General features: G+C 68.9%; 33 protein-coding genes and 1 tRNA gene. 29 read left to right on the top strand and 5 right to left on the bottom strand.

Annotated elements, in window-relative coordinates; translation table 11 throughout:
• Positions 1 to 381: 381 nt before the first annotated feature.
• The 3 genes from ACMGFI_RS19375 to ACMGFI_RS19365 all read left to right on the top strand — a co-directional run bounded on the left by ACMGFI_RS19375 (position 382) and on the right by ACMGFI_RS19365 (position 2,342).
• Positions 382 to 627 (top strand): hypothetical protein, encoded by a 246-nt coding sequence (locus ACMGFI_RS19375; RefSeq protein ID WP_436911812.1) that lies wholly within the window; start codon positions 382 to 384, stop codon positions 625 to 627.
• Positions 624 to 1,466 carry a beta-keto acid cleavage family enzyme gene (locus ACMGFI_RS19370; protein WP_436911811.1) on the top strand — a complete coding sequence of 281 codons (843 nt, stop codon included), beginning with the start codon at positions 624 to 626 and terminating at the stop codon, positions 1,464 to 1,466. Before ACMGFI_RS19375 ends, ACMGFI_RS19370 begins: the two co-directional genes overlap by 4 nt.
• A gap of 228 nt (positions 1,467 to 1,694) precedes the next feature.
• Positions 1,695 to 2,342: an alpha/beta hydrolase gene (locus ACMGFI_RS19365; protein ID WP_436911809.1), complete on the top strand. Its 648-nt coding sequence runs from the start codon at positions 1,695 to 1,697 to the stop codon at positions 2,340 to 2,342.
• A gap of 30 nt (positions 2,343 to 2,372) precedes the next feature.
• Here ACMGFI_RS19365 and ACMGFI_RS19360 read toward each other — a convergent pair whose 3' ends face one another.
• From ACMGFI_RS19360 to ACMGFI_RS19345, 4 genes are all read right to left on the bottom strand, one after another.
• Positions 2,373 to 3,092: a helix-turn-helix domain-containing protein gene (locus tag ACMGFI_RS19360; protein ID WP_436911808.1), complete on the bottom strand. Its 720-nt coding sequence runs from the start codon at positions 3,090 to 3,092 to the stop codon at positions 2,373 to 2,375.
• Between the two features lie 176 nt (positions 3,093 to 3,268).
• Entirely contained in the window at positions 3,269 to 3,754 is a 486-nt protein-coding gene (locus ACMGFI_RS19355) for a double winged helix-containing putative transcriptional regulator (protein WP_436911806.1), read from the bottom strand.
• A 1-nt stretch (position 3,755) separates the two neighbouring features.
• The gene (gene mch / locus ACMGFI_RS19350) at positions 3,756 to 4,688 is read right to left on the bottom strand and encodes a methenyltetrahydromethanopterin cyclohydrolase (protein WP_436911805.1); all 933 of its coding nucleotides are present in this window, start codon (positions 4,686 to 4,688) and stop codon (positions 3,756 to 3,758) included.
• Between the two features lie 105 nt (positions 4,689 to 4,793).
• Positions 4,794 to 5,111, bottom strand: coding sequence for an MTH1187 family thiamine-binding protein (locus tag ACMGFI_RS19345; protein ID WP_436911803.1), 318 nt, complete (start codon positions 5,109 to 5,111; stop codon positions 4,794 to 4,796).
• A 170-nt stretch (positions 5,112 to 5,281) separates the two neighbouring features.
• Here ACMGFI_RS19345 and ACMGFI_RS19340 point away from each other — a divergent pair, with 170 nt between their 5' ends.
• Positions 5,282 to 5,455 carry a hypothetical protein gene (locus ACMGFI_RS19340; RefSeq protein WP_436911801.1) on the top strand — a complete coding sequence of 58 codons (174 nt, stop codon included), beginning with the start codon at positions 5,282 to 5,284 and terminating at the stop codon, positions 5,453 to 5,455.
• A 312-nt stretch (positions 5,456 to 5,767) separates the two neighbouring features.
• Here the strand turns inward: ACMGFI_RS19340 and ACMGFI_RS19335 are convergent.
• A tRNA-Gly gene (locus tag ACMGFI_RS19335) sits at positions 5,768 to 5,838 on the bottom strand.
• Positions 5,839 to 6,041: 203 nt separating this feature from the next.
• Between ACMGFI_RS19335 and ACMGFI_RS19330 the strand changes: the two genes are divergently transcribed.
• The 25 genes from ACMGFI_RS19330 to ACMGFI_RS19210 all read left to right on the top strand — a co-directional run bounded on the left by ACMGFI_RS19330 (position 6,042) and on the right by ACMGFI_RS19210 (position 19,534).
• Positions 6,042 to 6,164, top strand: a complete 123-nt coding sequence (locus tag ACMGFI_RS19330) for a hypothetical protein (RefSeq protein WP_436911798.1) — start codon at positions 6,042 to 6,044, stop codon at positions 6,162 to 6,164.
• Positions 6,165 to 6,443: 279 nt separating this feature from the next.
• Positions 6,444 to 7,355: a putative RNA uridine N3 methyltransferase gene (locus ACMGFI_RS19325; protein WP_436911797.1), complete on the top strand. Its 912-nt coding sequence runs from the start codon at positions 6,444 to 6,446 to the stop codon at positions 7,353 to 7,355.
• A gap of 5 nt (positions 7,356 to 7,360) precedes the next feature.
• The gene (rpl3p, locus tag ACMGFI_RS19320; RefSeq protein WP_436911795.1) at positions 7,361 to 8,410 is read left to right on the top strand and encodes a 50S ribosomal protein L3; all 1,050 of its coding nucleotides are present in this window, start codon (positions 7,361 to 7,363) and stop codon (positions 8,408 to 8,410) included.
• A 3-nt stretch (positions 8,411 to 8,413) separates the two neighbouring features.
• Positions 8,414 to 9,157, top strand: coding sequence for a 50S ribosomal protein L4 (rpl4p, locus tag ACMGFI_RS19315; RefSeq protein ID WP_436911792.1), 744 nt, complete (start codon positions 8,414 to 8,416; stop codon positions 9,155 to 9,157).
• A gap of 58 nt (positions 9,158 to 9,215) precedes the next feature.
• Positions 9,216 to 9,470 (top strand): 50S ribosomal protein L23, encoded by a 255-nt coding sequence (locus tag ACMGFI_RS19310; RefSeq protein ID WP_436911791.1) that lies wholly within the window; start codon positions 9,216 to 9,218, stop codon positions 9,468 to 9,470.
• Positions 9,471 to 9,472: 2 nt separating this feature from the next.
• Complete coding sequence (locus ACMGFI_RS19305; protein WP_436911789.1) at positions 9,473 to 10,192, top strand: 50S ribosomal protein L2; 720 nt, start codon at positions 9,473 to 9,475, stop codon at positions 10,190 to 10,192.
• Positions 10,192 to 10,614 carry a 30S ribosomal protein S19 gene (locus tag ACMGFI_RS19300; RefSeq protein ID WP_436911788.1) on the top strand — a complete coding sequence of 141 codons (423 nt, stop codon included), beginning with the start codon at positions 10,192 to 10,194 and terminating at the stop codon, positions 10,612 to 10,614. Before ACMGFI_RS19305 ends, ACMGFI_RS19300 begins: the two co-directional genes overlap by 1 nt.
• A 1-nt stretch (position 10,615) precedes the next feature.
• Complete coding sequence (locus ACMGFI_RS19295; protein ID WP_436911786.1) at positions 10,616 to 11,083, top strand: 50S ribosomal protein L22; 468 nt, start codon at positions 10,616 to 10,618, stop codon at positions 11,081 to 11,083.
• Positions 11,083 to 12,069: a 30S ribosomal protein S3 gene (locus tag ACMGFI_RS19290; RefSeq protein ID WP_436911784.1), complete on the top strand. Its 987-nt coding sequence runs from the start codon at positions 11,083 to 11,085 to the stop codon at positions 12,067 to 12,069. The genes ACMGFI_RS19295 and ACMGFI_RS19290 overlap by 1 nt, the downstream gene beginning before the upstream one ends.
• The gene (gene rpmC, locus ACMGFI_RS19285) at positions 12,066 to 12,281 is read left to right on the top strand and encodes a 50S ribosomal protein L29 (RefSeq protein ID WP_436911782.1); all 216 of its coding nucleotides are present in this window, start codon (positions 12,066 to 12,068) and stop codon (positions 12,279 to 12,281) included. The genes ACMGFI_RS19290 and rpmC overlap by 4 nt, the downstream gene beginning before the upstream one ends.
• Complete coding sequence (locus tag ACMGFI_RS19280) at positions 12,281 to 12,631, top strand: ribonuclease P protein component 1 (protein WP_436911780.1); 351 nt, start codon at positions 12,281 to 12,283, stop codon at positions 12,629 to 12,631. Before rpmC ends, ACMGFI_RS19280 begins: the two co-directional genes overlap by 1 nt.
• Positions 12,622 to 12,948: a 30S ribosomal protein S17 gene (locus tag ACMGFI_RS19275; protein ID WP_436911778.1), complete on the top strand. Its 327-nt coding sequence runs from the start codon at positions 12,622 to 12,624 to the stop codon at positions 12,946 to 12,948. The genes ACMGFI_RS19280 and ACMGFI_RS19275 overlap by 10 nt, the downstream gene beginning before the upstream one ends.
• A complete protein-coding gene (locus tag ACMGFI_RS19270; RefSeq protein WP_436911776.1) occupies positions 12,948 to 13,346 on the top strand; it encodes a 50S ribosomal protein L14 in 399 nt (132 codons plus the stop codon). Before ACMGFI_RS19275 ends, ACMGFI_RS19270 begins: the two co-directional genes overlap by 1 nt.
• Positions 13,343 to 13,705 carry a 50S ribosomal protein L24 gene (gene rplX, locus ACMGFI_RS19265; protein WP_436911774.1) on the top strand — a complete coding sequence of 121 codons (363 nt, stop codon included), beginning with the start codon at positions 13,343 to 13,345 and terminating at the stop codon, positions 13,703 to 13,705. The genes ACMGFI_RS19270 and rplX overlap by 4 nt, the downstream gene beginning before the upstream one ends.
• Complete coding sequence (locus ACMGFI_RS19260; protein ID WP_436911772.1) at positions 13,702 to 14,469, top strand: 30S ribosomal protein S4e; 768 nt, start codon at positions 13,702 to 13,704, stop codon at positions 14,467 to 14,469. The genes rplX and ACMGFI_RS19260 overlap by 4 nt, the downstream gene beginning before the upstream one ends.
• Positions 14,466 to 14,999 carry a 50S ribosomal protein L5 gene (locus tag ACMGFI_RS19255; RefSeq protein WP_436911770.1) on the top strand — a complete coding sequence of 178 codons (534 nt, stop codon included), beginning with the start codon at positions 14,466 to 14,468 and terminating at the stop codon, positions 14,997 to 14,999. The genes ACMGFI_RS19260 and ACMGFI_RS19255 overlap by 4 nt, the downstream gene beginning before the upstream one ends.
• Positions 14,996 to 15,184, top strand: coding sequence for a 30S ribosomal protein S14 (locus tag ACMGFI_RS19250; protein ID WP_436911768.1), 189 nt, complete (start codon positions 14,996 to 14,998; stop codon positions 15,182 to 15,184). The genes ACMGFI_RS19255 and ACMGFI_RS19250 overlap by 4 nt, the downstream gene beginning before the upstream one ends.
• On the top strand, positions 15,181 to 15,573 hold the full coding sequence (locus ACMGFI_RS19245; RefSeq protein ID WP_436911766.1) for a 30S ribosomal protein S8: 393 nt from the start codon (positions 15,181 to 15,183) through the stop codon (positions 15,571 to 15,573). The genes ACMGFI_RS19250 and ACMGFI_RS19245 overlap by 4 nt, the downstream gene beginning before the upstream one ends.
• On the top strand, positions 15,573 to 16,109 hold the full coding sequence (locus ACMGFI_RS19240; protein ID WP_436911765.1) for a 50S ribosomal protein L6: 537 nt from the start codon (positions 15,573 to 15,575) through the stop codon (positions 16,107 to 16,109). The genes ACMGFI_RS19245 and ACMGFI_RS19240 overlap by 1 nt, the downstream gene beginning before the upstream one ends.
• The gene (locus ACMGFI_RS19235; protein ID WP_436911764.1) at positions 16,109 to 16,957 is read left to right on the top strand and encodes a 50S ribosomal protein L32e; all 849 of its coding nucleotides are present in this window, start codon (positions 16,109 to 16,111) and stop codon (positions 16,955 to 16,957) included. Before ACMGFI_RS19240 ends, ACMGFI_RS19235 begins: the two co-directional genes overlap by 1 nt.
• Positions 16,950 to 17,387 carry a 50S ribosomal protein L19e gene (locus tag ACMGFI_RS19230; RefSeq protein ID WP_436911762.1) on the top strand — a complete coding sequence of 146 codons (438 nt, stop codon included), beginning with the start codon at positions 16,950 to 16,952 and terminating at the stop codon, positions 17,385 to 17,387. The genes ACMGFI_RS19235 and ACMGFI_RS19230 overlap by 8 nt, the downstream gene beginning before the upstream one ends.
• Positions 17,387 to 17,947 (top strand): 50S ribosomal protein L18, encoded by a 561-nt coding sequence (locus ACMGFI_RS19225; protein WP_436911759.1) that lies wholly within the window; start codon positions 17,387 to 17,389, stop codon positions 17,945 to 17,947. The genes ACMGFI_RS19230 and ACMGFI_RS19225 overlap by 1 nt, the downstream gene beginning before the upstream one ends.
• Positions 17,944 to 18,576 carry a 30S ribosomal protein S5 gene (locus ACMGFI_RS19220; protein WP_135363708.1) on the top strand — a complete coding sequence of 211 codons (633 nt, stop codon included), beginning with the start codon at positions 17,944 to 17,946 and terminating at the stop codon, positions 18,574 to 18,576. Before ACMGFI_RS19225 ends, ACMGFI_RS19220 begins: the two co-directional genes overlap by 4 nt.
• Positions 18,576 to 19,040, top strand: coding sequence for a 50S ribosomal protein L30 (rpmD, locus tag ACMGFI_RS19215; RefSeq protein ID WP_436911757.1), 465 nt, complete (start codon positions 18,576 to 18,578; stop codon positions 19,038 to 19,040). Before ACMGFI_RS19220 ends, rpmD begins: the two co-directional genes overlap by 1 nt.
• Positions 19,037 to 19,534 (top strand): uL15m family ribosomal protein, encoded by a 498-nt coding sequence (locus tag ACMGFI_RS19210; protein WP_436911755.1) that lies wholly within the window; start codon positions 19,037 to 19,039, stop codon positions 19,532 to 19,534. The genes rpmD and ACMGFI_RS19210 overlap by 4 nt, the downstream gene beginning before the upstream one ends.

Genomic DNA, 19,534 nt, shown 5'->3' with positions numbered 1-19,534 from the left:
GTGGGCGTCGGCGAGTCGGTCGGCCGGGCTGTCGGCTCCGGGGTTGCGGTCGGCGTTCGACTCGCCGTCGGAGTGGCGCTCTGCGTGTCGGTCTCCGTTCGAGCGGGCCCTGACTCGTCGGTACCGTCCGGCGTATCGCCGGATCCCGACGAGCTACAGCCCGCGACTATCGTCGACAGTCCCAGCGCAGCGACCGAAACGAAGTCCCTTCTGTTCACGGGGTTACGATTCAGGCTCGGTCAGATAAGAATACTGGAATAACGTCTCCGGTTGAATCCGCGGGGAACTGTGATCGCTGTGCCGGCCCGCCTGCCGACAGTTTCAGCCGTCTATCGCGGACCTGTGGTCGAGCTTTTTGAGTCTGTGAGTCTAACGTCGGCCATGGCCTGTCCGTTCCTCTCGTACCGGGAGTCGGCCGACGGCGCGAGCTTCGACGAGGCCCGTGCCTACTGCGAGGCCGCCGAGCGGTTCGTCCAGCCGATGCGCGCGGACATCTGCAACGACCGGTTCGACCTCGACCACGCCGAGGACTGCGAAATCTATCTCGACCACGCCGACGACGCCGGTAGCGGACCGACCGGCGAGAGCGGCCACGAGAGCGACGACGACGGAGGCGACGCCTCGTGAGCTACGAGCGGTTCCTCGCGGACGAGCCGGTCGTCGTCACAGCGGCGCTGACCGGGGGGATCCACGGCAAGGAGGCCAACCCGAACCTGCCCGAGACGCCCGAGGAGATCGGGGAGGCGGCGGGGGAAGTCGAGGCGTCCGGCGCGTCGGTCGTCCACGTCCACGCACGCGAGGACAACGGCGAGCGGGCGTTCTCGACCGAGCGGTTCCAGGCCATCGACGAGGCGATCCGCCGCCACACCGACGACGTGATCATCCAGCACACGACGGGTGCGACGGGGGCGCCCACGGAGAAACGCCACCTCTCGCTGCGGACCGACCCGCCGCCGGAGATGGCGTCGCTGGACATGGGGCCGCTGAACCGCTACGACCGGCTCACCAGCGAGAACACGCTGGCGACCGTCGACGCGCTGTACGACGAGATGGCCGACCGCGGGATCAAGCCCGAACTGGAGGTGTTCAACGACGGCCATCTCAACGAAGTCCACGGCCTGCTGGACCGTCGCGAGCTGGCCGACCCGGTCTACGCGACGCTCATCTTCGGCCCGGGGACGCTCACCCGGCCGCGACCCCGGAACTTCCTGAACGCCGTCGACAACCTCCCCGAGGGCGCGCTGTTCAACACGCTCGGGTTCGGCCGCCACCAGTTGCCGTTCGCCACGATGGGGGTCCTCTTCGGCGGCAACGTCCGGGTCGGGCTGGAGGACAACGTCTACTACCGGAAGGGTGAACTCGCGGAGAGCAACGCTCAGCTCGTCGAACGCGTGGTCCGGGTCGCCGGAGAACTCGGCCGCGAGGTCGCCGACACCTCGCAGGCCCGGGATATCCTGGGACTCTGACACCGAGCGACTGCACGAGGACCCGAGGTCCCGGGTGACCGCATGGGGATCAGGGAGCCCGGGGCGACCGCGGACGGGGTCGGTAACCCCGATGTCATCGGGTGGCGACGATGTCGGCGAGCGCCTTTGTAGGGCGACACCGTAGGGAAGCCCATGATCGCCCAGCGAGAGAGGTTCGACACGACACTGGCGGACGAACACACGACGCCCGCCGGGGAGGTGGCCTGAATGGACGGCCCCCACCAGGGACAGCAACTCGCCACCGGCGGGACGCCGCTGGAGGAAGCCGAGGCCGCCATGATCCTGGTTCACGGCCGCGGCGCGACCGCCGAGAGCATCCTCCAGATGGGGCGGCAACTCCACGAGGACGGCGTCGCCCTGCTCGCGCCCCAGGCCGCGCGCAACACCTGGTACCCCAACTCCTTCCTCGAACCCGTCGAGTCCAACGAGCCCGGCCGCTCGTCGGGCCTGCGGGCCGTCGAGGACGCCCTCGACGAGGCGAACGACGCGGGGATCCCCACCGAAAAGGTCATCATACTCGGATTCTCGCAGGGCGCGTGTCTCGGAACAGAGTTCGTGGCGCGCAACCCCCGGCGGTACGGCGGCCACATCGCCTTCTCCGGCGGGCTCATCGGCGAGACGATCGACCCCGACGAGTTCGAGGGATCGCTGGAGGCAACTCCCTCGTTCGTCGGCTGTAGCGACGTGGACCCCCACATCCCCGAGGAGCGCGTCCACGTGACGACCAAGGTGCTGGAGAAACTGGAAGCAGACGTGGAGGAGCGCATCTACCCCGGCATGGGCCACGGGGTCAACGACGACGAGGTCGAGTACGTGAGTGGGATGGTCGCGGACCTCGTCGCGAGCGAGGACTGAGCTCCCGGACGATACCGCGCTGAGGACCCCTCAGAGCGTCTCGGAGGCGAAGCGGCTGACGATCTTCTCCTCGGCGCGCTGGAGGCGGTACTGGACCGTCGAGTGGGGAGTGTCCAGTTCGTCGGCCAGGTCCGCGACGGTCGCGTCCCGCGGGGTGCCGTAGTAGCCGGCGCGGACGGCGGCGGCGACGGTCTCCCGCTCCTCGGGCGTCAGCAGGCCCGCGGTGCCGAACCCGCCGTTCCAGTTCTGCGGGTCGGAGACGTGGCCGAGTTCCAGCGAGATGCCGTCGCGCAGGCGCTCGTCGATCCGGTCGTACAGCTCGCCCACGGCGCAGTCGTCGGGAATGAGCAGCCGCCAGACGTACTCGTCGTCGCACCGTTCGGCCTCGATCAGCAGGCCGTCGCCGACGTGGTCGACGGCGAGGTAGGGGATCGAGTGGCAGTGCTGGATCTCCTCGCGGCGCGTGAAGTAGACGCGGTGCTCGGGTTCGGAGCTGATGACCTGGTACTCCCGCGTGGAGTCACAGCCAACCACGTCCAGACACTCGTTGCACGTCGTCTCGTCGAGGAAGTGCTCCTCTACGGCGTCGAGCGCCTCGGGCGACCCCAGCACGTGGTCGACGCGCCACATCGACCGATCGTTGGCGAAACACGCAGCCGTCTGGGCGCGCAGGCCCGGCCGCTCGCGAAACACGTCCATCAACACGTCGGCGCCCTCCCGATAGGTGAGGACGAACTCGAACTCGCGCATACGAGACAGTACGTTGTACATAGCTAAGGAGTTTCGATCCTGGTTCTGGTATCATACCCACCAGTATCAGAATATCCTCCCCCGAAACAGCGAAATGTTGGGTATGAACAATCCCCGAGGCGGCGGTATCGGCGTCACCGTCGACGAGCGGACGGCGACTGACGGGCGGCGTTCCGCTACCTGTCCATCGACCGGTATCGGTCGCCGTCGCGGGCGGCCAGGCCGAACGCGACGCTCCATTCGAGCAGCCGCTCGGTCCGCTCGAGCCACTCCGCCTCCCAGTCGGTGTGGCGGTCGCGCTCCCACCGGGGGACGTGCTCGCGCATCCCGTCGAAGGCCTCGTCGACGGTCAGCGACCCGGACTCCCGGAGCGCGTCGAGGAGTTCGCTCGCGCCGAACACGCGGCGCTCGAAGGCGTCGGCGAGGTCGGCCTCGTCGGCGTCGACGCGCCGGCGCCTGAACCCCCGCGGCGTCTCCTCGGCGAGTTCGAGCGCCTGGAGGAAGGTGAGGTACTCGCGGGCGGCGTCCCGGGAGGGCGCGGCCGTCTCGTCGACGATCCGGAGACAGCAGTCCTCGACCGTCCCCGGGACCAGCGGCAGGGCCCGCTGGGCGGCCGCGAGGAAGGCCCGATCGCGGACCGGCGGGACGACCTTGTAGCGCACGCTAGAGCCCGAAGCTCTCGGCGAGTCGCTCCTCGTTCACGTCGCCGAGGACGTGCGTGTCGCCGCCGACCACGTCGATCGTGACCTGGGCGGGCGCGAACACGGACTCGGGCACCTCGTAGAAGTCCCAGTCGGCGTCGGCGAAGATCTCGGCGAACGGCGTGTCGTACTCGTCGGTCGCGGTCGAGGGCACCTCGTCGAAGCGGTCGAACGGCTCGTCGACGACGAGGTGGGCCTGCCCGCCGTAGGCCAGCGCGTCGTTGGTCCGCGCGATGGCCGTCTCCTCGTCGTCGGCGACCGGCGCCACGGGCGCCGACCCCGTCACCGAGAGGATGTCCAGCGGGTCGTAGCCCAGCTCCGAGAGCCGGAACGTCGCGAGCTCGGCCGCGCGGGCGGCCATCGCGACGCTGCCGGTGAGGCTGGCCGTCGAGAACGCCTGGAGGAACACCCCGCTCTCGGCGACGCCCGCCCGCTCGGCGACGTGCTCGACGACGGCCTCGTCGGGGACCTCCTCGGTCTCTATCGCGAGGACGGCGAACTCGAAGTCGTCCTTGTAGCCGACGCGCTGAAACTCGTCCTCCTCGGCCACGAGCGCGCGGGCGGGGCCGCTGCCCAGCCCCTCGAAGCCGTCGACGCTCAGCTCCCAGCCGGCCTTCTGCGAGCACAGCAGCGCCAGCGCCGGGTGGTCGGTCGACAGTTCGACGTGGGTCAGCGGCGCGCCGGCGACCTCCTCCAGCGTGCTCTGGACGGTCGCCAGCCCGGCTGTCTGGATCTCCGCGAGCATCATCCCGGCCTCGACGCCGCCCGGCACGTCGACGCCGAAGTCGACGACCAGCGCCTCGCTGTCCAGCTGGTGGGCCGCGACGTTCAGCTCGTCGGCGAAGTCCAGCGCCTCGTCGACGAGGTCCGTCGCGGTCCGGTTGAGACTCTCCATACACCCGCCTCCACGCCGCTGGGCCTTCGGTCTTCGGTTCGCCCGCGCGGTCGTCCCGATCGTCCGGCCCGGTCGCCGCCGGGACCGGGCGACCGGCTGGCCCCGTCAATCCGACCGTTCGCGCTTCGCTTCCCGCCCGAGGTGGTCCTCGACGGCGTCGACCTTCTCGCTCGCCGACTGGTCGACGGTCCGCTTGTCGTCGACTTTCAGGAACGTGCTCACGCGGTCGGCGTCGACGGCCTCGTGGGCTGCCCCGGCAGCCGCGAACAGCTCCGCGGAGTCGTCGGCCTCGATGATAGTCCCCATCGGCGTCGTCTCGTAGCCCACGTCGTAGTCGTCGAGCGCCGCCACCGCCTTCGCGACCTCCGCGGACATGCTCCCCTCGATGACCGGTGCCACGCTCAGAAAGCCGATGACCGTCATGGTAGGGGGTACGACCGGCCGGACCTAAGATGCTCCGGCCGGGGTGGCCTCGCCCCCGCCGGCACGCTACTGGCTCGGTTCCGGCGGGGTAACTGCCCGCTAGTTGCGGCGTTCTCAGCGCAGAGATCCGGACCGAAACCTTAAGTACGGATCTCGGGAGTCGGTTGGGTATGGCCGGCTTACCGGACACGCCCTCCTACGAGGAGGACGAGACGCTCGCGAAACTGCAACAGGCGCTCGACGACGCGACGGGCGTCGACATGCGCGCCGCGCTCGAAGGCGCGATCGAGGACCGGAAGGCGGAGATCCGGCGGAACGCGCGCGACGCCCGCCACGCGGACTGACCCCCGCCGTCCGCTCGCGGCGCGGGACGGATCCGGTATTCTCACCGTATCAGCCGTAGGCACCGCTTTACTGCGAGTGCGTCATCCTCAGATCTCGGAGCGCAGTTACCGAGATTCAGTGAGGCGCGGAGATGGAACTCCGCGCCGTTGAATTGTGGAAAAGTGTGACGGGCGGGATTTGAACCGGAGGCAGACGGTCGCTCGCTCCGCTCGCCCTGCGTCTGCCCGGGTGCAAATCTCGACGGCCATTCACACTCGTGCGATGCGAGCGACACGCACAGCGGCCGCTCGCGAAGCAGCGTGAGAGAGAAGTGCGACGGGCGAGATTTGAACTCGCGTTAGGACCGTGGCAGGGTCCTGTGATACCACTACACCACCGTCGCACACACGTTCGGCGTCCGCCGGTCGCCCGGCGCGCCTCACATCGTAAACGACTGGCGGAGAGGGATAAAAGGCTTCCGAATCGGTCGGAGCGGCGACGGCGACGACCGCGCGGGCTGTCGATTCGCGGCGGGGAGTCGGCTCCGGTTCCCCGGCCGTCACTGCCACCACGCTTTTCCGGCCAGCGACGCGTGTCCCAGGCGTTATGCCAGGCGACCCCGTCCAGTGTCCAGTCTGCGGGTGGACAGGCCAGCCGAACGACCTCGACGCCGGACAGGGCCGCGGGAGCTGCCCGGTCTGCGACGAGACGATACCGAGCCACGACTGATCGGCGCGCCGGCGGGACGCTCGCGCGCGAGCCCGCGAACGACGTACCGGCGGGCCTCGCTCGCGGGAACCCCACCGCGGGCGGACTGCCGAACCCGGCGAATACTACCTCGATACGAAGCCGCGACCGCTCGGTACGTATCGCGCCCGTCGCGCGGCGCTCCGTGTGAACGGTGGCCATGTGAACGCGTCCCTCCGCGCGCGTGAAGCGCGCTTTTTTTAAGGGTGGGCTGGGGATGTATCGCTACAGTCTAGTGGCGCGGCGCGGAAGCGTCACGGCATGACCACCAGCGTGCTCGTGCCGGCATCCCTCACCCGGGAGGCCGAAGACAAACGCGAGGCGACTCGCAAGGTCGGATACGTGGCCCGCGCGGCCACGGTCTTCCGGGTGGACCGGTTGACGGTCTATCCCGACTCCGACGGGGTCGAGAAGCGAGGTGCCGGGTTCGTCGAAACGGTGCTGCGGTACGCCGCCACACCCCCCTACCTCCGAAAGGAGGTATGGGACAGGCGGGGCGAACTGGAGTACGCTGGGGTCCTGCCGGCGCTCCGCCAGCGTTCACGGACCGGCTCCGGTTCGGACGAATCGGGGTCGTTAAGACAGGGAATCGTGACCGAGGTCGGTGCTGATGGACGCGTACGGGTCAATTGCGGCCTGCAACACCCAGTCTCGCTCCCCGTGCCCTCCGAGATGGAGGTCGGGGAGGGGGAGCGCGTCTCCGTCAGGGTCTCTTCGCGACGACCGGTTCGGGCGAAGCTCGTCGACGAGCCCGCGGCAGGGTTCGTCGTCGACTCGGCCGAGATCGACGACGCGCTCGCACGGCCCGACGCCGGGCTGACCATCGCGGCCTCTCGCTACGGCGAGGAGCTGACCGTCACGAAGCTCGACCAGCTGGTCGCACGGCTTCGTGGCGGTGACGATGGCGGCACGTCCGGTGACGGGTCGGGCGGATCCGACGACACTGACGCATCCGACGACGAGGCGGCGCCCGGCGACCTGACGGTCGCCTTCGGCGCGCCGGAACGGGGGTTGCCCCCCATCCTCGGCGAGGACCCGGAGGCCGTCGCGGCGGAGACAGGCGACGACAGGTTCGACCTCTGGCTCAATACGGTTCCAGATCAGGGAAGCGAGGTCGTGCGGACGGAAGAAGCGGTGTTCGCCACGCTCGCTCCCCTCAGGCTGACGAGGTAAGACAAATGCCAGGAAAGCACAGACCACGCAAAGGCTCGCTGGGCTTCGGCCCGCGTACGCGAGCGGCGAGTGAGACCCCGCGGTTCAACAGCTGGCCCGACGACGACGGCCAGCCGGGTCTCCAGGGCTTCGCCGGCTACAAGGCCGGCATGACGCACGTCGTGCTGATCAACGACGAGCCCGACTCCCCCCGCGAGGGGATGGAGGAGACCGTCCCGGTGACGGTCGTCGAGACGCCGCCGATGCGCGCGGTCGCGCTGCGAGCCTACGAATCGACGCCGTACGGCCAGCGTCCGCTCACGGAGGTGTGGGCCGACGAGTTCCACGGGGAACTCGACCGTGCTCTCGACGTCCCGGAGGACCACGACGCTGACGCCGCAGAGGAAGAGATCCGACAAGCACACGAGTCCGGCGACCTCGGGGACGTGCGCGTCATCACGCACACGGTCCCGACCGAGGTCGACGGCGTCCCGCGCAAGAAACCCGAGGTCATGGAGACCCGAGTCGGCGGCGGCTCCCTGTCCGACCGCCTCGACTTCGGGCTCGATCTCGTCGCCGACGGCGGCGAGCACGCGATGACCGACGTGTTCCGCGCCGGCGAGTACGCCGACGTGGCCGCGGTCACCAAGGGCAAGGGGACCCAGGGTCCCGTCAAGCGCTGGGGCGTCCAGAAGCGGAAGGGCAAACACGCCCGCCAGGGCTGGCGCCGACGCATCGGCAACCTCGGCCCGTGGAACCCCTCGCGCGTGCGCTCGACGGTCCCCCAGCAGGGGCAGACCGGCTACCACCAGCGCACCGAACTGAACAAGCGACTCATCGACATCGGCGAGGGCGACGAGGCCACCGTCGAGGGCGGCTTCGTCAACTACGGCGAGGTCGACGGGCCGTACACGCTCGTCAAGGGCTCGGTCCCCGGACCGGACCAGCGCGTCGTGCGCTTCCGGCCGGCGGTCCGCCCGAACGACCAGCCGCGCCTCGACCCCGAGGTCCGGTACGTCTCGACCCAGTCCAACCAGGGCGGGCGCGGGACCGCCGCGACCACACAGGAGGACTAACGCATGGAAGCAACAGTACGTAACCTGGACGGCGACGACGACGGGAGCCTCGAGCTCCCCGAGGCGTTCGAGACGGCCTACCGCCCGGACCTGATCCGGCGGGCCGTCAACGCCGCACAGGCCAACCGGAAGCAGGACTACGGCAGCGACGACTACGCCGGGATGCGCACGCCCGCCGAGTCCCAGGGGAGCGGCCGCGGCATGGCCCACGTCCCCCGGGAGAACGGGCAGGGGCGACGCGTGCCCCAGACCGTCGGCGGCCGCCGCGCGCACCCGCCGAAAGAGGAGAAGGACCGCGGGCTCGACATCAACACGAAGGAGAGGAAACTCGCCGTCCGCTCGGCCGTCGCGGCCACGGCGGACGCCGACACGGTGGCCGACCGCGGCCACGACTTCGACGACGACGTCGAACTTCCCCTCGTGGTCTCCGACGACTTCGAGGACCTCGTGAAGACCCAGGCGGTCGTCGACACGCTCGAGTCGCTCGGCGTCGACGCCGACATCGAGCGAGCCGACGAGGCGACCGTGCGGGCCGGCCGCGGGACGACCCGCGGGCGCAAGTACGACCGCGCGAAGTCGATCCTCTTCGTGACGAGCGAGGAGCCCTCGAAGGCCGCCCGCAACCTCGCGGGCGCGGACGTGACGACCGCACGTGAGGTCAACGCGGAGGACCTGGCACCCGGCGGCGACGCCGGCCGCCTGACCGTCTGGACCGAGTCCGCCGTCGAGGAGGTGGCCGAGCGATGAACACCGTCGCACGCGGAGCGCGCGACGAGCTCATCGTTCTCACCGGAGGTGAGAGCCGATGAACTCGGTCATCAAGTACCCGAACATGACGGAGAAGGCGATGGACGACCTGGACTTCCAGAACAAGCTCCAGTTCGTCGTCGCCGGGGACGCCGCCAAGCCGGAGATCGCAACGGCGGTCTCCGAGCAGTTCGACGTGACGGTCGTGGACGTGCAGACGCAGGTCCAGCCGGACGGCGAGAAGAAGGCGTACGTCAAGCTCTCCGAGGACGACGAGGCCGAGGACGTGGCCTCGAGGATCGGGGTGTTCTGACCATGGGACGACGAATCCAGGGACAACGACGCGGTCGCGGCACCTCGACGTTCAGGGCGCCGTCGCACCGCTACAAGGCGGAACTGTCGCACCGGACGGTCGAAGACGGCGACGTGGTCGAGGGGCGGATCGTGGACATCGAACACGACCCGGCCCGCTCGGCGCCCGTCGCGGCCATCGAGTTCGAGGACGGCGACCAGCGGCTCGTCCTCGCGCCCGAGGGCGTCGGCGTCGGCGACCGCATCCAGGTGGGCGTCAGCGCCGAGATCGCGCCCGGGAACACGCTCCCGCTGGCGGAGATCCCCGAGGGCGTCCCCGTCTGCAACGTCGAGGCCAACCCCGGCGACGGCGGGAAGTTCGCCCGCGCGTCGGGCGTCAACGCCCAGCTGCTGACCCACGACCGCAACGTGGCGGTCGTGACGCTCCCCTCCGGGGAGACCAAGCGGCTGGACCCCGAGTGCCGCGCGACGATCGGCGTCGTGGCCGGCGGCGGCCGGACGGAGAAGCCGTTCGTCAAGGCCGGCAACAAGCACCACAAGATGAAATCGCGAGGGTCCAAGTACCCGACCGTCCGCGGTGTCGCGATGAACGCGGTCGACCACCCCTTCGGCGGGGGCGGTCGCCAGCACCCCGGCAAGCCCAAGTCCGTCTCGCGGGATGCCCCGCCGGGCCGCAAGGTCGGGGACATCTCCTCGCGCCGTACCGGCCGAGGTGGTAACTAATGAGTTCAGAGTATCAGATCGGCCACGAGGGTGAGTTCACCTACCGTGGTCACACGCTCGACGAGCTGCAGGACATGGAGCTCGAGGAAGTCGCGGAACTGCTGCCCGCTCGACAGCGGCGAAGTATCACGCGTGGCCTCTCCGTGGAGAAGGAGAAGCTGCTCGAGGAGGCCCGCGAGGCCGGCGAGGAGGAGACGGCCAACGACCCCATCCGCACGCATCTGCGCGACATGCCGATCGTGCCGGAGATGGTCGGGCTGACCTTCGCCGTCTACACCGGGCAGAGCTTCGAGCGAGTGAAGGTCGAGCCGGAGATGCTCGGTCACTACCTCGGCGAGTTCCAGCTGACACGGACCTCCGTCGAGCACGGCCAGGCCGGCATCGGGGCCACGCGCTCCTCGAAGTTCGTACCGCTCAAATAACATGGGAATCAGCTACTCAGTCGACGCCGACCCGGAGACCACGGCGAAAGCGATGCTTCGGGAGCGTCAGATGAGCCACAAGCACAGCAAGGCCATCGCCCGCGAGATCAAGGGGAAGACGGCCGCCGAGGCCGTCGAGTACCTGCAGGCGGTCATCGCCGAAGAGCAGTCGGTGCCCTTCCGCGAGCACAACTCGGGCGTCGGCCACCGCAACGACATCGACGGCTGGGACGCCGGCCGCTACCCGGAGAAGGCCAGCGAGGGCTTCCTCGACCTGCTCGAGAACGCCGTCGGCAACGCCGACGAGCAGGGCTTCGACGGCGAGTCGATGGAGATCATGCACGTCGCCGCCCACAAGGTCGGCGAACAGCAGGGTCGCAAGCCCCGCGCGATGGGGCGGGCTTCCCCCTGGAACACCCCGCAGGTCGACGTGGAACTGATCCTCGAAGAGCCGGAGGAGGAGCAGTAATGGCCGACGAACAGCAGTTCATCGAGGACGGACTCCAGCGGACCCAGATCGACGAGTTCTTCGCCGACGAACTGGGCCGCGCGGGCTACGGCGGCATGGAGGTCGCCAAGACCCCGATGGGCACCCAGATCGTCCTCAAGGCCGAGAAGCCCGGCATGGTCATCGGCAAGGGCGGGAAGAACATCCGCAAGATCACGACGGAGCTCGAGGAGCGGTTCGACCTCGAGGACCCGCAGGTCGACGTCCAGGAGGTCGACGAGCCGGATCTGAACGCCCGGATCGTCGCAGACCGCCTGGCCAACGCGCTCGAACGCGGCTGGTACTTCCGGAAGGCCGGTCACACCACGATCGACCGGATCATGGAGTCCGGCGCGAAGGGCGCCGAGATCGTCCTCTCGGGGAAGGTCACGGGCGCCCGCTCGCGCGTGGAGAAGTTCAACCGCGGGTACATCAAGCACAACGGCGAGCCCGCCGAGGACATCGTCGACCACGGGATCGGCACCGCGGTCATGAAGCTCGGCACCATCGGCGTGCAGGTGAAGATCATCCCGCCGGACGCCGAACTCCCCGACGACTTCGAGGTCTACGAGGACATGGAAGTCGAGGACTACGTCGAGGACGTCGACGACGAGTCCGTCGAACAGCTCCTCGAGGGCGAGCCCGACGAGGCGGAGGCCGAACAGGTCACCGAGCCGGAGACCGACGAGGAGCCGGCCGAGCCCGAGGTCGACGAGGAGGTCATCGAAGAGGCCGCCGAGGAGACCGAGGAGTTCGACGACGTGGACGTGCCCGACGACGAGGAGATCGACGAGGAACTCGAGGGCCTCGACGAGGCCGTCGACGAGGAGCTCGACGAGGAGACCGAGGCCCAGGCCGAGGAAGTCCTCGACGAGATGGAAGACCCCGAAGACGCGGACGAGGACTCCGAGGCCGACGCGGCCGACGGGGACTCCGACGGGGACGACTCCGAGGAGGGTGAGCAATGACCGTCCTCCACACCGAGGAGATCCGCGACATGACGCCCGCCGAGCGGGAGGCGGAGCTCGAGGAGCTGGAGACGGAGCTGCTGAACGACCGGGCCGTCAAGGCCGCGGGCGGCGCCCCGGAGAACCCGGGCCGCATCAAGGAGCTCCGGAAGGCCATCGCGCGGATCAAGACGATCCAGCGGGAAGAAGGCGACCTCGAGGAGTCCGAATAATGCCGCTGACACCCGAGACGCTGGCGAGACACGAACTGGTCGGGCTGGCCGCCCGCGTCCGCGCGGGCGACAACCCCGACCTGCTCGGTATCGAGGGGCGGGTCGTCGCGGAGACGACCAACACCCTCGGGATCGAGCGCGAGGGCGGCGAGTCCTCGGATCGGGCGGACAGCGGGTCCGCCGAGCGAGCGGATCGGGTGGCGACGGTCCCCAAGGCGGGGACCACCTTCGAGTTCGCGCTTCCCGCGGGCGACACCGCCGGCGGGGAGCGCGTGACGGTCGAAGGGCGCAGGCTGGTCGCACGGCCTGCACGACGAACGGAGCAATCTGGTGATAGCAAATGGCGCTAGGACTGAACGTACAAGAACCGGACGCGGCCTGTGACGACGAGAACTGCCCGTTCCACGGCACCCTTTCGGTGCGCGGGCAGACGCTGGTCGGCACGGTCGCGTCGACAGACATGGACAAGTCCGTCGTCGTCGAGCGAGAGTACGACGTGCAGGTGCCGAAATACGACCGCCTGATGAAACGGCGGAGCCGTATTCCGGCCCACGCACCGGAGTGTCTCGGCCTCGACGAGGGCGACACAGTGACGATTGCGGAGTGTCGACCGCTCTCGAAGACGAAGAGCCACGTGGTCGTTTCCCGCGAGGGAGGTGACGACTGATGGAGGCGATGAAGGCAGACGTGACCCAGGGCCTGGAGAAGGGCTCGCTGATCAACTGCGCCGACAACACGGGCGCACGCGAGCTGAAGGTCATCTCCATCGCCGGCTACTCGGGAGTGAAGAACCGCCACCCGAAGGCGGGTATCGGTGACAAGATCACCGTTTCGGTCACGAAGGGGACCCCGGAGATGCGGCGGCAGGTGCTGGAGGCGGTCGTCGTCCGCCAGCGCAAGCCGATCCGCCGCCCGGACGGCACCCGCGTGAAGTTCGAGGACAACGCGGCGGTCGTCGTCGACGACAACGAGGACCCCCGCGGGACCGAACTGAAAGGACCGATCGCCCGCGAGGTCGCGGAGCGATTCGGGTCGGTCGCCTCGACGGCGACGATGATAGTATGAGCGAGCAACCACGCAAACAGCGGACGGACGACGCTACGGCGCCGCTGCACGAGCGCCACGAGAAGGTCCGGGCGACGCTCGCCGGGGATCTCCGTGACGAGTACGGGCAGCGCAACGTGCGCGTCAACGAGGGCGACACGGTCGAGGTGCTGCGCGGCGACTTCGCCGGGGAGACCGGTGAGGTCATCGACGTGGACCTCTCAGAGACCGCGGTCAGGGTCGAGGACGTGACGGTCGAGGCCGCCGACGGGGAGGAGGTTCCCCGCCCGGTCGACGCCTCGAACCTGCGCGTCACGGACCTGAACCTCGACGACGACCTGCGCCAGGAGCGTCTCGAATCGGAGGAGGACAGCGCATGACGAAACATCAGAAGCGACTCTCGGTGCCGAACAGCTGGCCGATCGAGCGCAAGACCGAGACGTTCACCGTCAAGGCCGACGCCGGCCCGCACGGCGAGGCGGGGGTTCCCCTGCTCATCGTCCTGCGGGACGTGCTCGGCTACGCGGACACCCGCAAGGAGGCCCGCTACGCCCTCGAACAGGACAGCGTCCTGATCAACGGCAAGGCGGTCTCCGACGAGGAGCGTCCGGTCGGGATGTTCGACATCCTGGCGTTCGTCGAGCGCGAGGAGTACTACCGCGTGTTCCCCGGCGAGGGCGGTCGGCTCGCGCTGACCCCCATCGACGAGGACGCGGCCGACTCCACCCTCGGCAAGATCGTGAACAAGCAGACGGTGCCCGGCGGCGACGTGCAGCTGACCCTGCACGACGGGCAGACGCTGGTCGTCGACGAGGGCGCCCCCTACGACGGCGGCGACTCCGTGGTCGTCTCGAACGACGACGGCGAGATCGTCGCCCACTTCGAGTACGAGGAGGGCGCGCTGGTGACGGCCGTCGACGGCGCCCACGCGGGCGAGGTCGGCGAGATCGACGAGATCCAGGTCACGCCCGGCAGCGCCTCGAACAACGTGCTCGTCGAGCAGGAGACGGGTGACGGCTTCGAGACGGTCGAGGAGTACGTCGTCGTCATCGACGAGAACTTCACCGACGACGAGGGCGAGGGCCCCGAGGACGCGACCGCCGAGGCCGCGGCCGACGTCGAGGAGGGAGGTGACGACGAATGAGTTCGGAGAGCGAATCCGGCGGCGACTTCCACGAGATGCGCGAGCCGCGCGTCGAGAAGGTCGTCGTCCACATGGGCGTCGGCGAGGGCGGCCGCGAGCTCGCGGACGCAGAGGAGATCCTGGCCGACGTGGCCGGGCAACAGCCCGTCCGCACGCAGGCCCAGGCGACCGTCGGCGAGTTCGGCGTCCGCCAGGGCGACCCCATCGGCGCGAAGGTCACCCTGCGCGACGACGAGGCCCACGAGTTCCTCGAGACGGCGCTGGAGCTGGTCGACCTGTCGGCGTCGCAGTTCGACGACACGGGCAACTTCAGCTTCGGCGTCGAGGAACACACCGACTTCCCGAGCCAGGAGTACGACCCGACGACCGGCATCTACGGGCTGGACGTGACGGTCAACCTGGTCCGGCCGGGCTACCGCGTATCGAAGCGAGACAAGGCGTCCCGGCAGATCCCGTCGAGCCACCGGCTGGACGTGGCGGACGCGGTCGCGTTCGTCGAGGGGGCGTTCGACGTGGAGGTGAGCGAATGAGCGAGAGCGAATCAGAGCCCGACGAAGAGCGGACCGGCGAGCAGGTTGCAAAGCGGACCGGCCAGCTGGAGTCCTGTCAGCGCTGCGGGCGCGAGCAGGGACTGGTCGGCAAGTACGACATCTGGCTGTGTCGCCAGTGCTTCCGAGAGATCTCGCGAAGCATGGGCTTCAGGAAGTACTCATGACAGGAAACGACCCACTCGCCAACGCGCTCTCGGGCATCGACAACGCCGAGAGCGTCGGGCATCTCGACCACGAGGTAGAACCCGCCTCGAACGAGATCGGCAGCGTGCTCGAGGTCTTCTACGACCGCGGGTACATCGACGGCTTCGAGTTCGTCGACGACGGCAAGGCCGGCAAGTTCGAGGTCGAACTGAAAGGAGCGATAAACGAGTGTGGCCCGGTCACCCCCCGCTACTCGGCGGGGGCCGACGAGTTCGAGAAGTGGGAGAAGCGGTTCCTCCCCGCCCGCGACTACGGGACGCTCGTCGTCACGACCAGCCACGGGATCATGAGCCACTACGAGGCCCGCGAGGCGGGCGTCGGTGGCCAGGTCATCGCGTACGTATACTAATGCCACGCACAGAACTACAGATTCCAGACGAGGCGAGCGCCGAGATGGACCATCTCGAACTCACAGTCGAGGGTCCCAACGGGAGCGTGACCCGACGGCTCTGGTACCCCGACGTGTCCGTCTCCGTCGACGGTGACCAGGTGGTCATCGAGAGCGACGAGGACGACGCCAAGACGATGTCGACGCTGGGGACCTTCGAGAGCCACGTCCGCAACATGTTCCACGGCGTGACCGAGGGCTGGGAGTACGAGATGGAGGTCTTCTACTCCCACTTCCCGATGCAGGTCGACGTCGAGGGCGACGAGGTCGTCATCGAGAACTTCCTCGGCGAGCGCGCGCCGCGCCGCACCGAGATCCACGGGGACACCGACGTGTCCGTCTCCGAGGAACAGATCACGCTGTCCGGCCCCGACGTGGAAGCCGTCGGTCAGACGGCGGCGGACATCGAACAGCTGACCCGCGTCACGGACAAGGACGTTCGCGTCTTCCAGGACGGGGTCTACATCACGCAGAAACCGACACGAGGTGACGCCTGATGGCAGACGAGACACCAGACAACGACCCCGGCGACGAAGCCAACGCCGACGAGGAGGGCCTCCCGCAGCAGGAGGCCGCCGACGAGGAGCTCGACGAGCCGGAGCCGGCCGAAGACGAGGACGACCTCGTCGAAGAGGCCGAGGACGGCGAGGAGTTCGAGACGCTCGAAGACATCAGCGGCGTCGGCCCCTCGCGGGCCTCCGACCTCGAGGACGCCGGCTACGAGACGGTCGACGACGTGCGCGGCGCCAGCCAGGAGGAGCTCGCCGACGTGGTGGGCAACGCCCTGGCGGCCCGCATCAAGGCCGACGTCGGCGGCCTCGAGGTCGCCGAGGAGACCGAGGCCGAGGTCGAGGAGGAAGAGACCGAGGAAGCCGAGGATGAAGAGCCGGCCGAGGACGTCGAGACGGAGATGCGACCGCGCATCGAGGTCGACTTCGAGCCGGACATCGACGAGAACACCGAGCGGCTACTCGACGAGCGACGGTCGAAGAGTATGCCGAAGTTCAACCGTCAGGACCACCACAAGAAAAAGCGCGTCTCGAAGTCGTGGCGCAAGCCGCGCGGGACGCTCTCGAAGCAGCGGATCGGCATCAAGGGCAAGGGCGACACCGTCGAGGCGGGCTTCCGCACGCCGACGGCGGTGCGCGGCCTGCACCCCTCGGGCTTCGAGGAGGTCCGCGTGCACAACGTCGACGACCTCGAGGACGTGGACGGCGACACGCAGGCCGTCCGCATCGCCTCGAAGGTCGGCGGCCGCAAGCGCGAGCGCATCGAAGACGAGGCCGAGGACCGGCAGATCAAGGTCCTCAACCCCACCTACGAGGAGGTCGAAGTCGATGACTGACCTGAGCGCACAGAAGCGAATGGCATCCGACGTGCTGGACGTCGGCGAGAACAAGATCTGGCTCGACCCCGAACGCCAGGGCGAACTCGCGGACGCCATCACGCGCGAGGACATCCGCGAGCTCGTCGACGAGGGGGCGATCCGCGCGGAGGCGCCGAAGGGCAACTCCCGCGGTCGCGCCCGCGAGCGGCAGGAGAAACGCGCCTACGGTCACCAGAAGGGACAGGGGTCCCGGAAGGGGACCGCGGGCGGCCGAGAGAACGAGAAGGAGAAGTGGGAATCGCAGATCCGCGCACAGCGCGAGAAGCTCCGCGAGCTGCGCGATTCCGGCGAGATCTCGAAGTCTCGCTACCGCGAACTCTACGACCGCGCGAGCGGCGGGGAGTTCGACAGCGTCGCGGACATCGAACGAACACTGGAGGACAACTAATGGCGACAGGACCACGCTACACGGTGCCGATGCGGCGTCGCCGCGAGGCCCGAACGGACTACCATCAGAGGTTGCGCCTGCTGAAATCCGGCAAACCGCGCCTGGTGGCTCGAAAGAGCAACCGGCACGTCACGGCGCAGCTGGTCACGACCGGGCCCGACGGCGACGAGACGGTCGCGAGCGCGCACTCGAGCGACCTCGAGGAGTACGGCTGGGAGGCGCCGACGGGCAACCTGCCCGCCGCCTACCTGACCGGCGTCCTCGCGGGACTGCGCGCGACCGAGGCCGGCCTCGACGAGGCCGTCCTCGACATCGGCCTCAACTCCCCGACGCCGGGTAGCAAAGTATTCGCGGTACAGGAAGGTGCAATCGACGCGGGACTCGAGGTCCCCCACAACGACAGCGTGCTGGCCGACTGGTCGCGCACGCGCGGCGAGCACATCGCCGAGTACGCCGAGCAGCTCGACGACGGGCTGTACGGCGGGGACTTCGACGCAGCGGACCTACCGGAACACTTCGACGACATGCGAGAACAACTGCTGGAGGCGGATGAACTATGAGTAACGGCTGGGAGCCGCGGACACGGCTCGGCCACGCGGTCGCGGAGGGCGAGATCGACTCGATGCAGGACGCCCTCAACTCCGGCCTGCCGCTCAAGGAACCGGAGATCGTCGACCAGCTCGTCCCCGGGCTGGAGGACGAGGTGCTGGACATCAACATGGTCCAGCGCATGACCGACTCGGGACGGCGCGTGAAGTTCCGCTGCGTGGTCGTCGTGGGCAACCGCGACGGCCTCGTCGGCTACGCGGAGGGCCGCGACGACCAGGTCGGCGGCGCCATCCAGAAGGCCATCGAGGTGGCGAAGCTGAACCTCATCGACGTCTCGCGGGGCTGCGGGTCCTGGGAGTGTGGCTGTGGGCGCCCCCACACCGTCGCGCTCCGGACGACCGGCAAGGCCGGCAGCGTCGAGGTCGAACTGCAGCCCGCGCCGCGCGGGCTCGGGCTCGCCGGCGGGGAGACGGTCCGCCACGTGCTCGAACTCGCGGGCATCGAGGACATCTGGACGCGCTCGTCGGGCAACACCCGGACGACGGTCAACTTCGCGAAGGCCACGTTCAACGCGCTCCAGAACACCGCCGAGGCTCGCGTCCCCCAGGAGACCTGGGAGAAGCGCGAGGTGATCGAGTGATGCAAGCGCTCGTCCAGCTCCGCGGCGAAGTGAACATGAACCAGGACGTACGGGACACGCTGGAGATGCTGAACATCCACAACGTGAACCACGCCGCCTTCGTCCCGGAGACGGACACCTACGAGGGCATGGTCACGAAGGTCAACGACTACGTGGCCTACGGCGAACCCAGCGTCGAGACGGTCGCGCTACTCATCGAGCGGCGCGGCGAGCCGCTGGAGGGCGACGCCGACATCGACGACTCGTGGGTCGTCGCCAACACCGACTACATGAGCGTCGAGGAACTGGCCGAGGCGCTGGTCGACGAGGAGACGACGCTCGACGAGCAGGGGCTGGCGCCGACGCTGCGCCTGCACCCGCCCCGCGGCGGCCACGACGGCATCAAACACCCGACGAAGGAGGGCGGCGAGCTCGGCAAGCACGACACCGAGGCCATCGACGACCTCCTGGAGGCGATGCGATGACATCCAAGAAGAAACGACAGCGCGGCTCGCGCACGCACGGCGGCGGCTCCCACAAGAACCGCCGCGGCGCCGGCCACCGCGGCGGCCGGGGCAACGCGGGCAGCCGCAAACACGAGATGCACAACCACGGCCCGTGGGCCAAACACGGGTTCGAACGACCCGACGCCGTCCAGGACGAGGTCGCGGAGGTCGACGTCCGCGAACTCGACGAGGACGCGGCCCTGCTGGCGGCCGAAGGCGTCGCCGATGAAGAGGGCGACGGCTACGCCATCGACGCGCGCGACGTGGTCGAGGACGGCCACGAGGTCGACGTGGTGAAGGTGCTCGGCGCCGGCCAGGTGCGCAACGAGCTGCACCTGGTCGCCGACGCCTTCTCCGACGGCGCGGCCGAGAAGGTCGAGGCCGCCGGCGGCTCGGTCGAACTGACCGAGGCCGGGCAGGCCCGCGCCGAGGAAACCGACAAGGATACACCCGACGAGCAAGACGACTCATAA

Origin of the sequence: Halosimplex marinum, assembly GCF_051414075.1 — an archaeon.
In the GTDB taxonomy this organism is placed as follows: Archaea; Halobacteriota; Halobacteria; order Halobacteriales; family Haloarculaceae; genus Halosimplex; species Halosimplex marinum.
This window is presented reverse-complemented; position numbering and strand designations above follow the sequence as displayed.

Coding starts and splice junctions, on each gene's coding strand:
- ACMGFI_RS19375 (WP_436911812.1), top strand. CDS start 382: ATGGCCTGTCCGTTCCTCTCGTACCGGGAGTCGGCCGACGGCGCGAGC.
- ACMGFI_RS19365 (WP_436911809.1), top strand. CDS start 1,695: ATGGACGGCCCCCACCAGGGACAGCAACTCGCCACCGGCGGGACGCCG.
- ACMGFI_RS19360 (WP_436911808.1), bottom strand. CDS start 3,092: ATGCGCGAGTTCGAGTTCGTCCTCACCTATCGGGAGGGCGCCGACGTG.
- mch (WP_436911805.1), bottom strand. CDS start 4,688: ATGGAGAGTCTCAACCGGACCGCGACGGACCTCGTCGACGAGGCGCTG.
- ACMGFI_RS19345 (WP_436911803.1), bottom strand. CDS start 5,111: ATGACGGTCATCGGCTTTCTGAGCGTGGCACCGGTCATCGAGGGGAGC.
- ACMGFI_RS19340 (WP_436911801.1), top strand. CDS start 5,282: ATGGCCGGCTTACCGGACACGCCCTCCTACGAGGAGGACGAGACGCTC.
- ACMGFI_RS19330 (WP_436911798.1), top strand. CDS start 6,042: ATGCCAGGCGACCCCGTCCAGTGTCCAGTCTGCGGGTGGACAGGCCAG.
- ACMGFI_RS19325 (WP_436911797.1), top strand. CDS start 6,444: ATGACCACCAGCGTGCTCGTGCCGGCATCCCTCACCCGGGAGGCCGAA.
- rpl3p (WP_436911795.1), top strand. CDS start 7,361: ATGCCAGGAAAGCACAGACCACGCAAAGGCTCGCTGGGCTTCGGCCCG.
- rpl4p (WP_436911792.1), top strand. CDS start 8,414: ATGGAAGCAACAGTACGTAACCTGGACGGCGACGACGACGGGAGCCTC.
- ACMGFI_RS19310 (WP_436911791.1), top strand. CDS start 9,216: ATGAACTCGGTCATCAAGTACCCGAACATGACGGAGAAGGCGATGGAC.
- ACMGFI_RS19305 (WP_436911789.1), top strand. CDS start 9,473: ATGGGACGACGAATCCAGGGACAACGACGCGGTCGCGGCACCTCGACG.
- ACMGFI_RS19300 (WP_436911788.1), top strand. CDS start 10,192: ATGAGTTCAGAGTATCAGATCGGCCACGAGGGTGAGTTCACCTACCGT.
- ACMGFI_RS19295 (WP_436911786.1), top strand. CDS start 10,616: ATGGGAATCAGCTACTCAGTCGACGCCGACCCGGAGACCACGGCGAAA.
- ACMGFI_RS19290 (WP_436911784.1), top strand. CDS start 11,083: ATGGCCGACGAACAGCAGTTCATCGAGGACGGACTCCAGCGGACCCAG.
- rpmC (WP_436911782.1), top strand. CDS start 12,066: ATGACCGTCCTCCACACCGAGGAGATCCGCGACATGACGCCCGCCGAG.
- ACMGFI_RS19280 (WP_436911780.1), top strand. CDS start 12,281: ATGCCGCTGACACCCGAGACGCTGGCGAGACACGAACTGGTCGGGCTG.
- ACMGFI_RS19275 (WP_436911778.1), top strand. CDS start 12,622: ATGGCGCTAGGACTGAACGTACAAGAACCGGACGCGGCCTGTGACGAC.
- ACMGFI_RS19270 (WP_436911776.1), top strand. CDS start 12,948: ATGGAGGCGATGAAGGCAGACGTGACCCAGGGCCTGGAGAAGGGCTCG.
- rplX (WP_436911774.1), top strand. CDS start 13,343: ATGAGCGAGCAACCACGCAAACAGCGGACGGACGACGCTACGGCGCCG.
- ACMGFI_RS19260 (WP_436911772.1), top strand. CDS start 13,702: ATGACGAAACATCAGAAGCGACTCTCGGTGCCGAACAGCTGGCCGATC.
- ACMGFI_RS19255 (WP_436911770.1), top strand. CDS start 14,466: ATGAGTTCGGAGAGCGAATCCGGCGGCGACTTCCACGAGATGCGCGAG.
- ACMGFI_RS19250 (WP_436911768.1), top strand. CDS start 14,996: ATGAGCGAGAGCGAATCAGAGCCCGACGAAGAGCGGACCGGCGAGCAG.
- ACMGFI_RS19245 (WP_436911766.1), top strand. CDS start 15,181: ATGACAGGAAACGACCCACTCGCCAACGCGCTCTCGGGCATCGACAAC.
- ACMGFI_RS19240 (WP_436911765.1), top strand. CDS start 15,573: ATGCCACGCACAGAACTACAGATTCCAGACGAGGCGAGCGCCGAGATG.
- ACMGFI_RS19235 (WP_436911764.1), top strand. CDS start 16,109: ATGGCAGACGAGACACCAGACAACGACCCCGGCGACGAAGCCAACGCC.
- ACMGFI_RS19230 (WP_436911762.1), top strand. CDS start 16,950: ATGACTGACCTGAGCGCACAGAAGCGAATGGCATCCGACGTGCTGGAC.
- ACMGFI_RS19225 (WP_436911759.1), top strand. CDS start 17,387: ATGGCGACAGGACCACGCTACACGGTGCCGATGCGGCGTCGCCGCGAG.
- ACMGFI_RS19220 (WP_135363708.1), top strand. CDS start 17,944: ATGAGTAACGGCTGGGAGCCGCGGACACGGCTCGGCCACGCGGTCGCG.
- rpmD (WP_436911757.1), top strand. CDS start 18,576: ATGCAAGCGCTCGTCCAGCTCCGCGGCGAAGTGAACATGAACCAGGAC.
- ACMGFI_RS19210 (WP_436911755.1), top strand. CDS start 19,037: ATGACATCCAAGAAGAAACGACAGCGCGGCTCGCGCACGCACGGCGGC.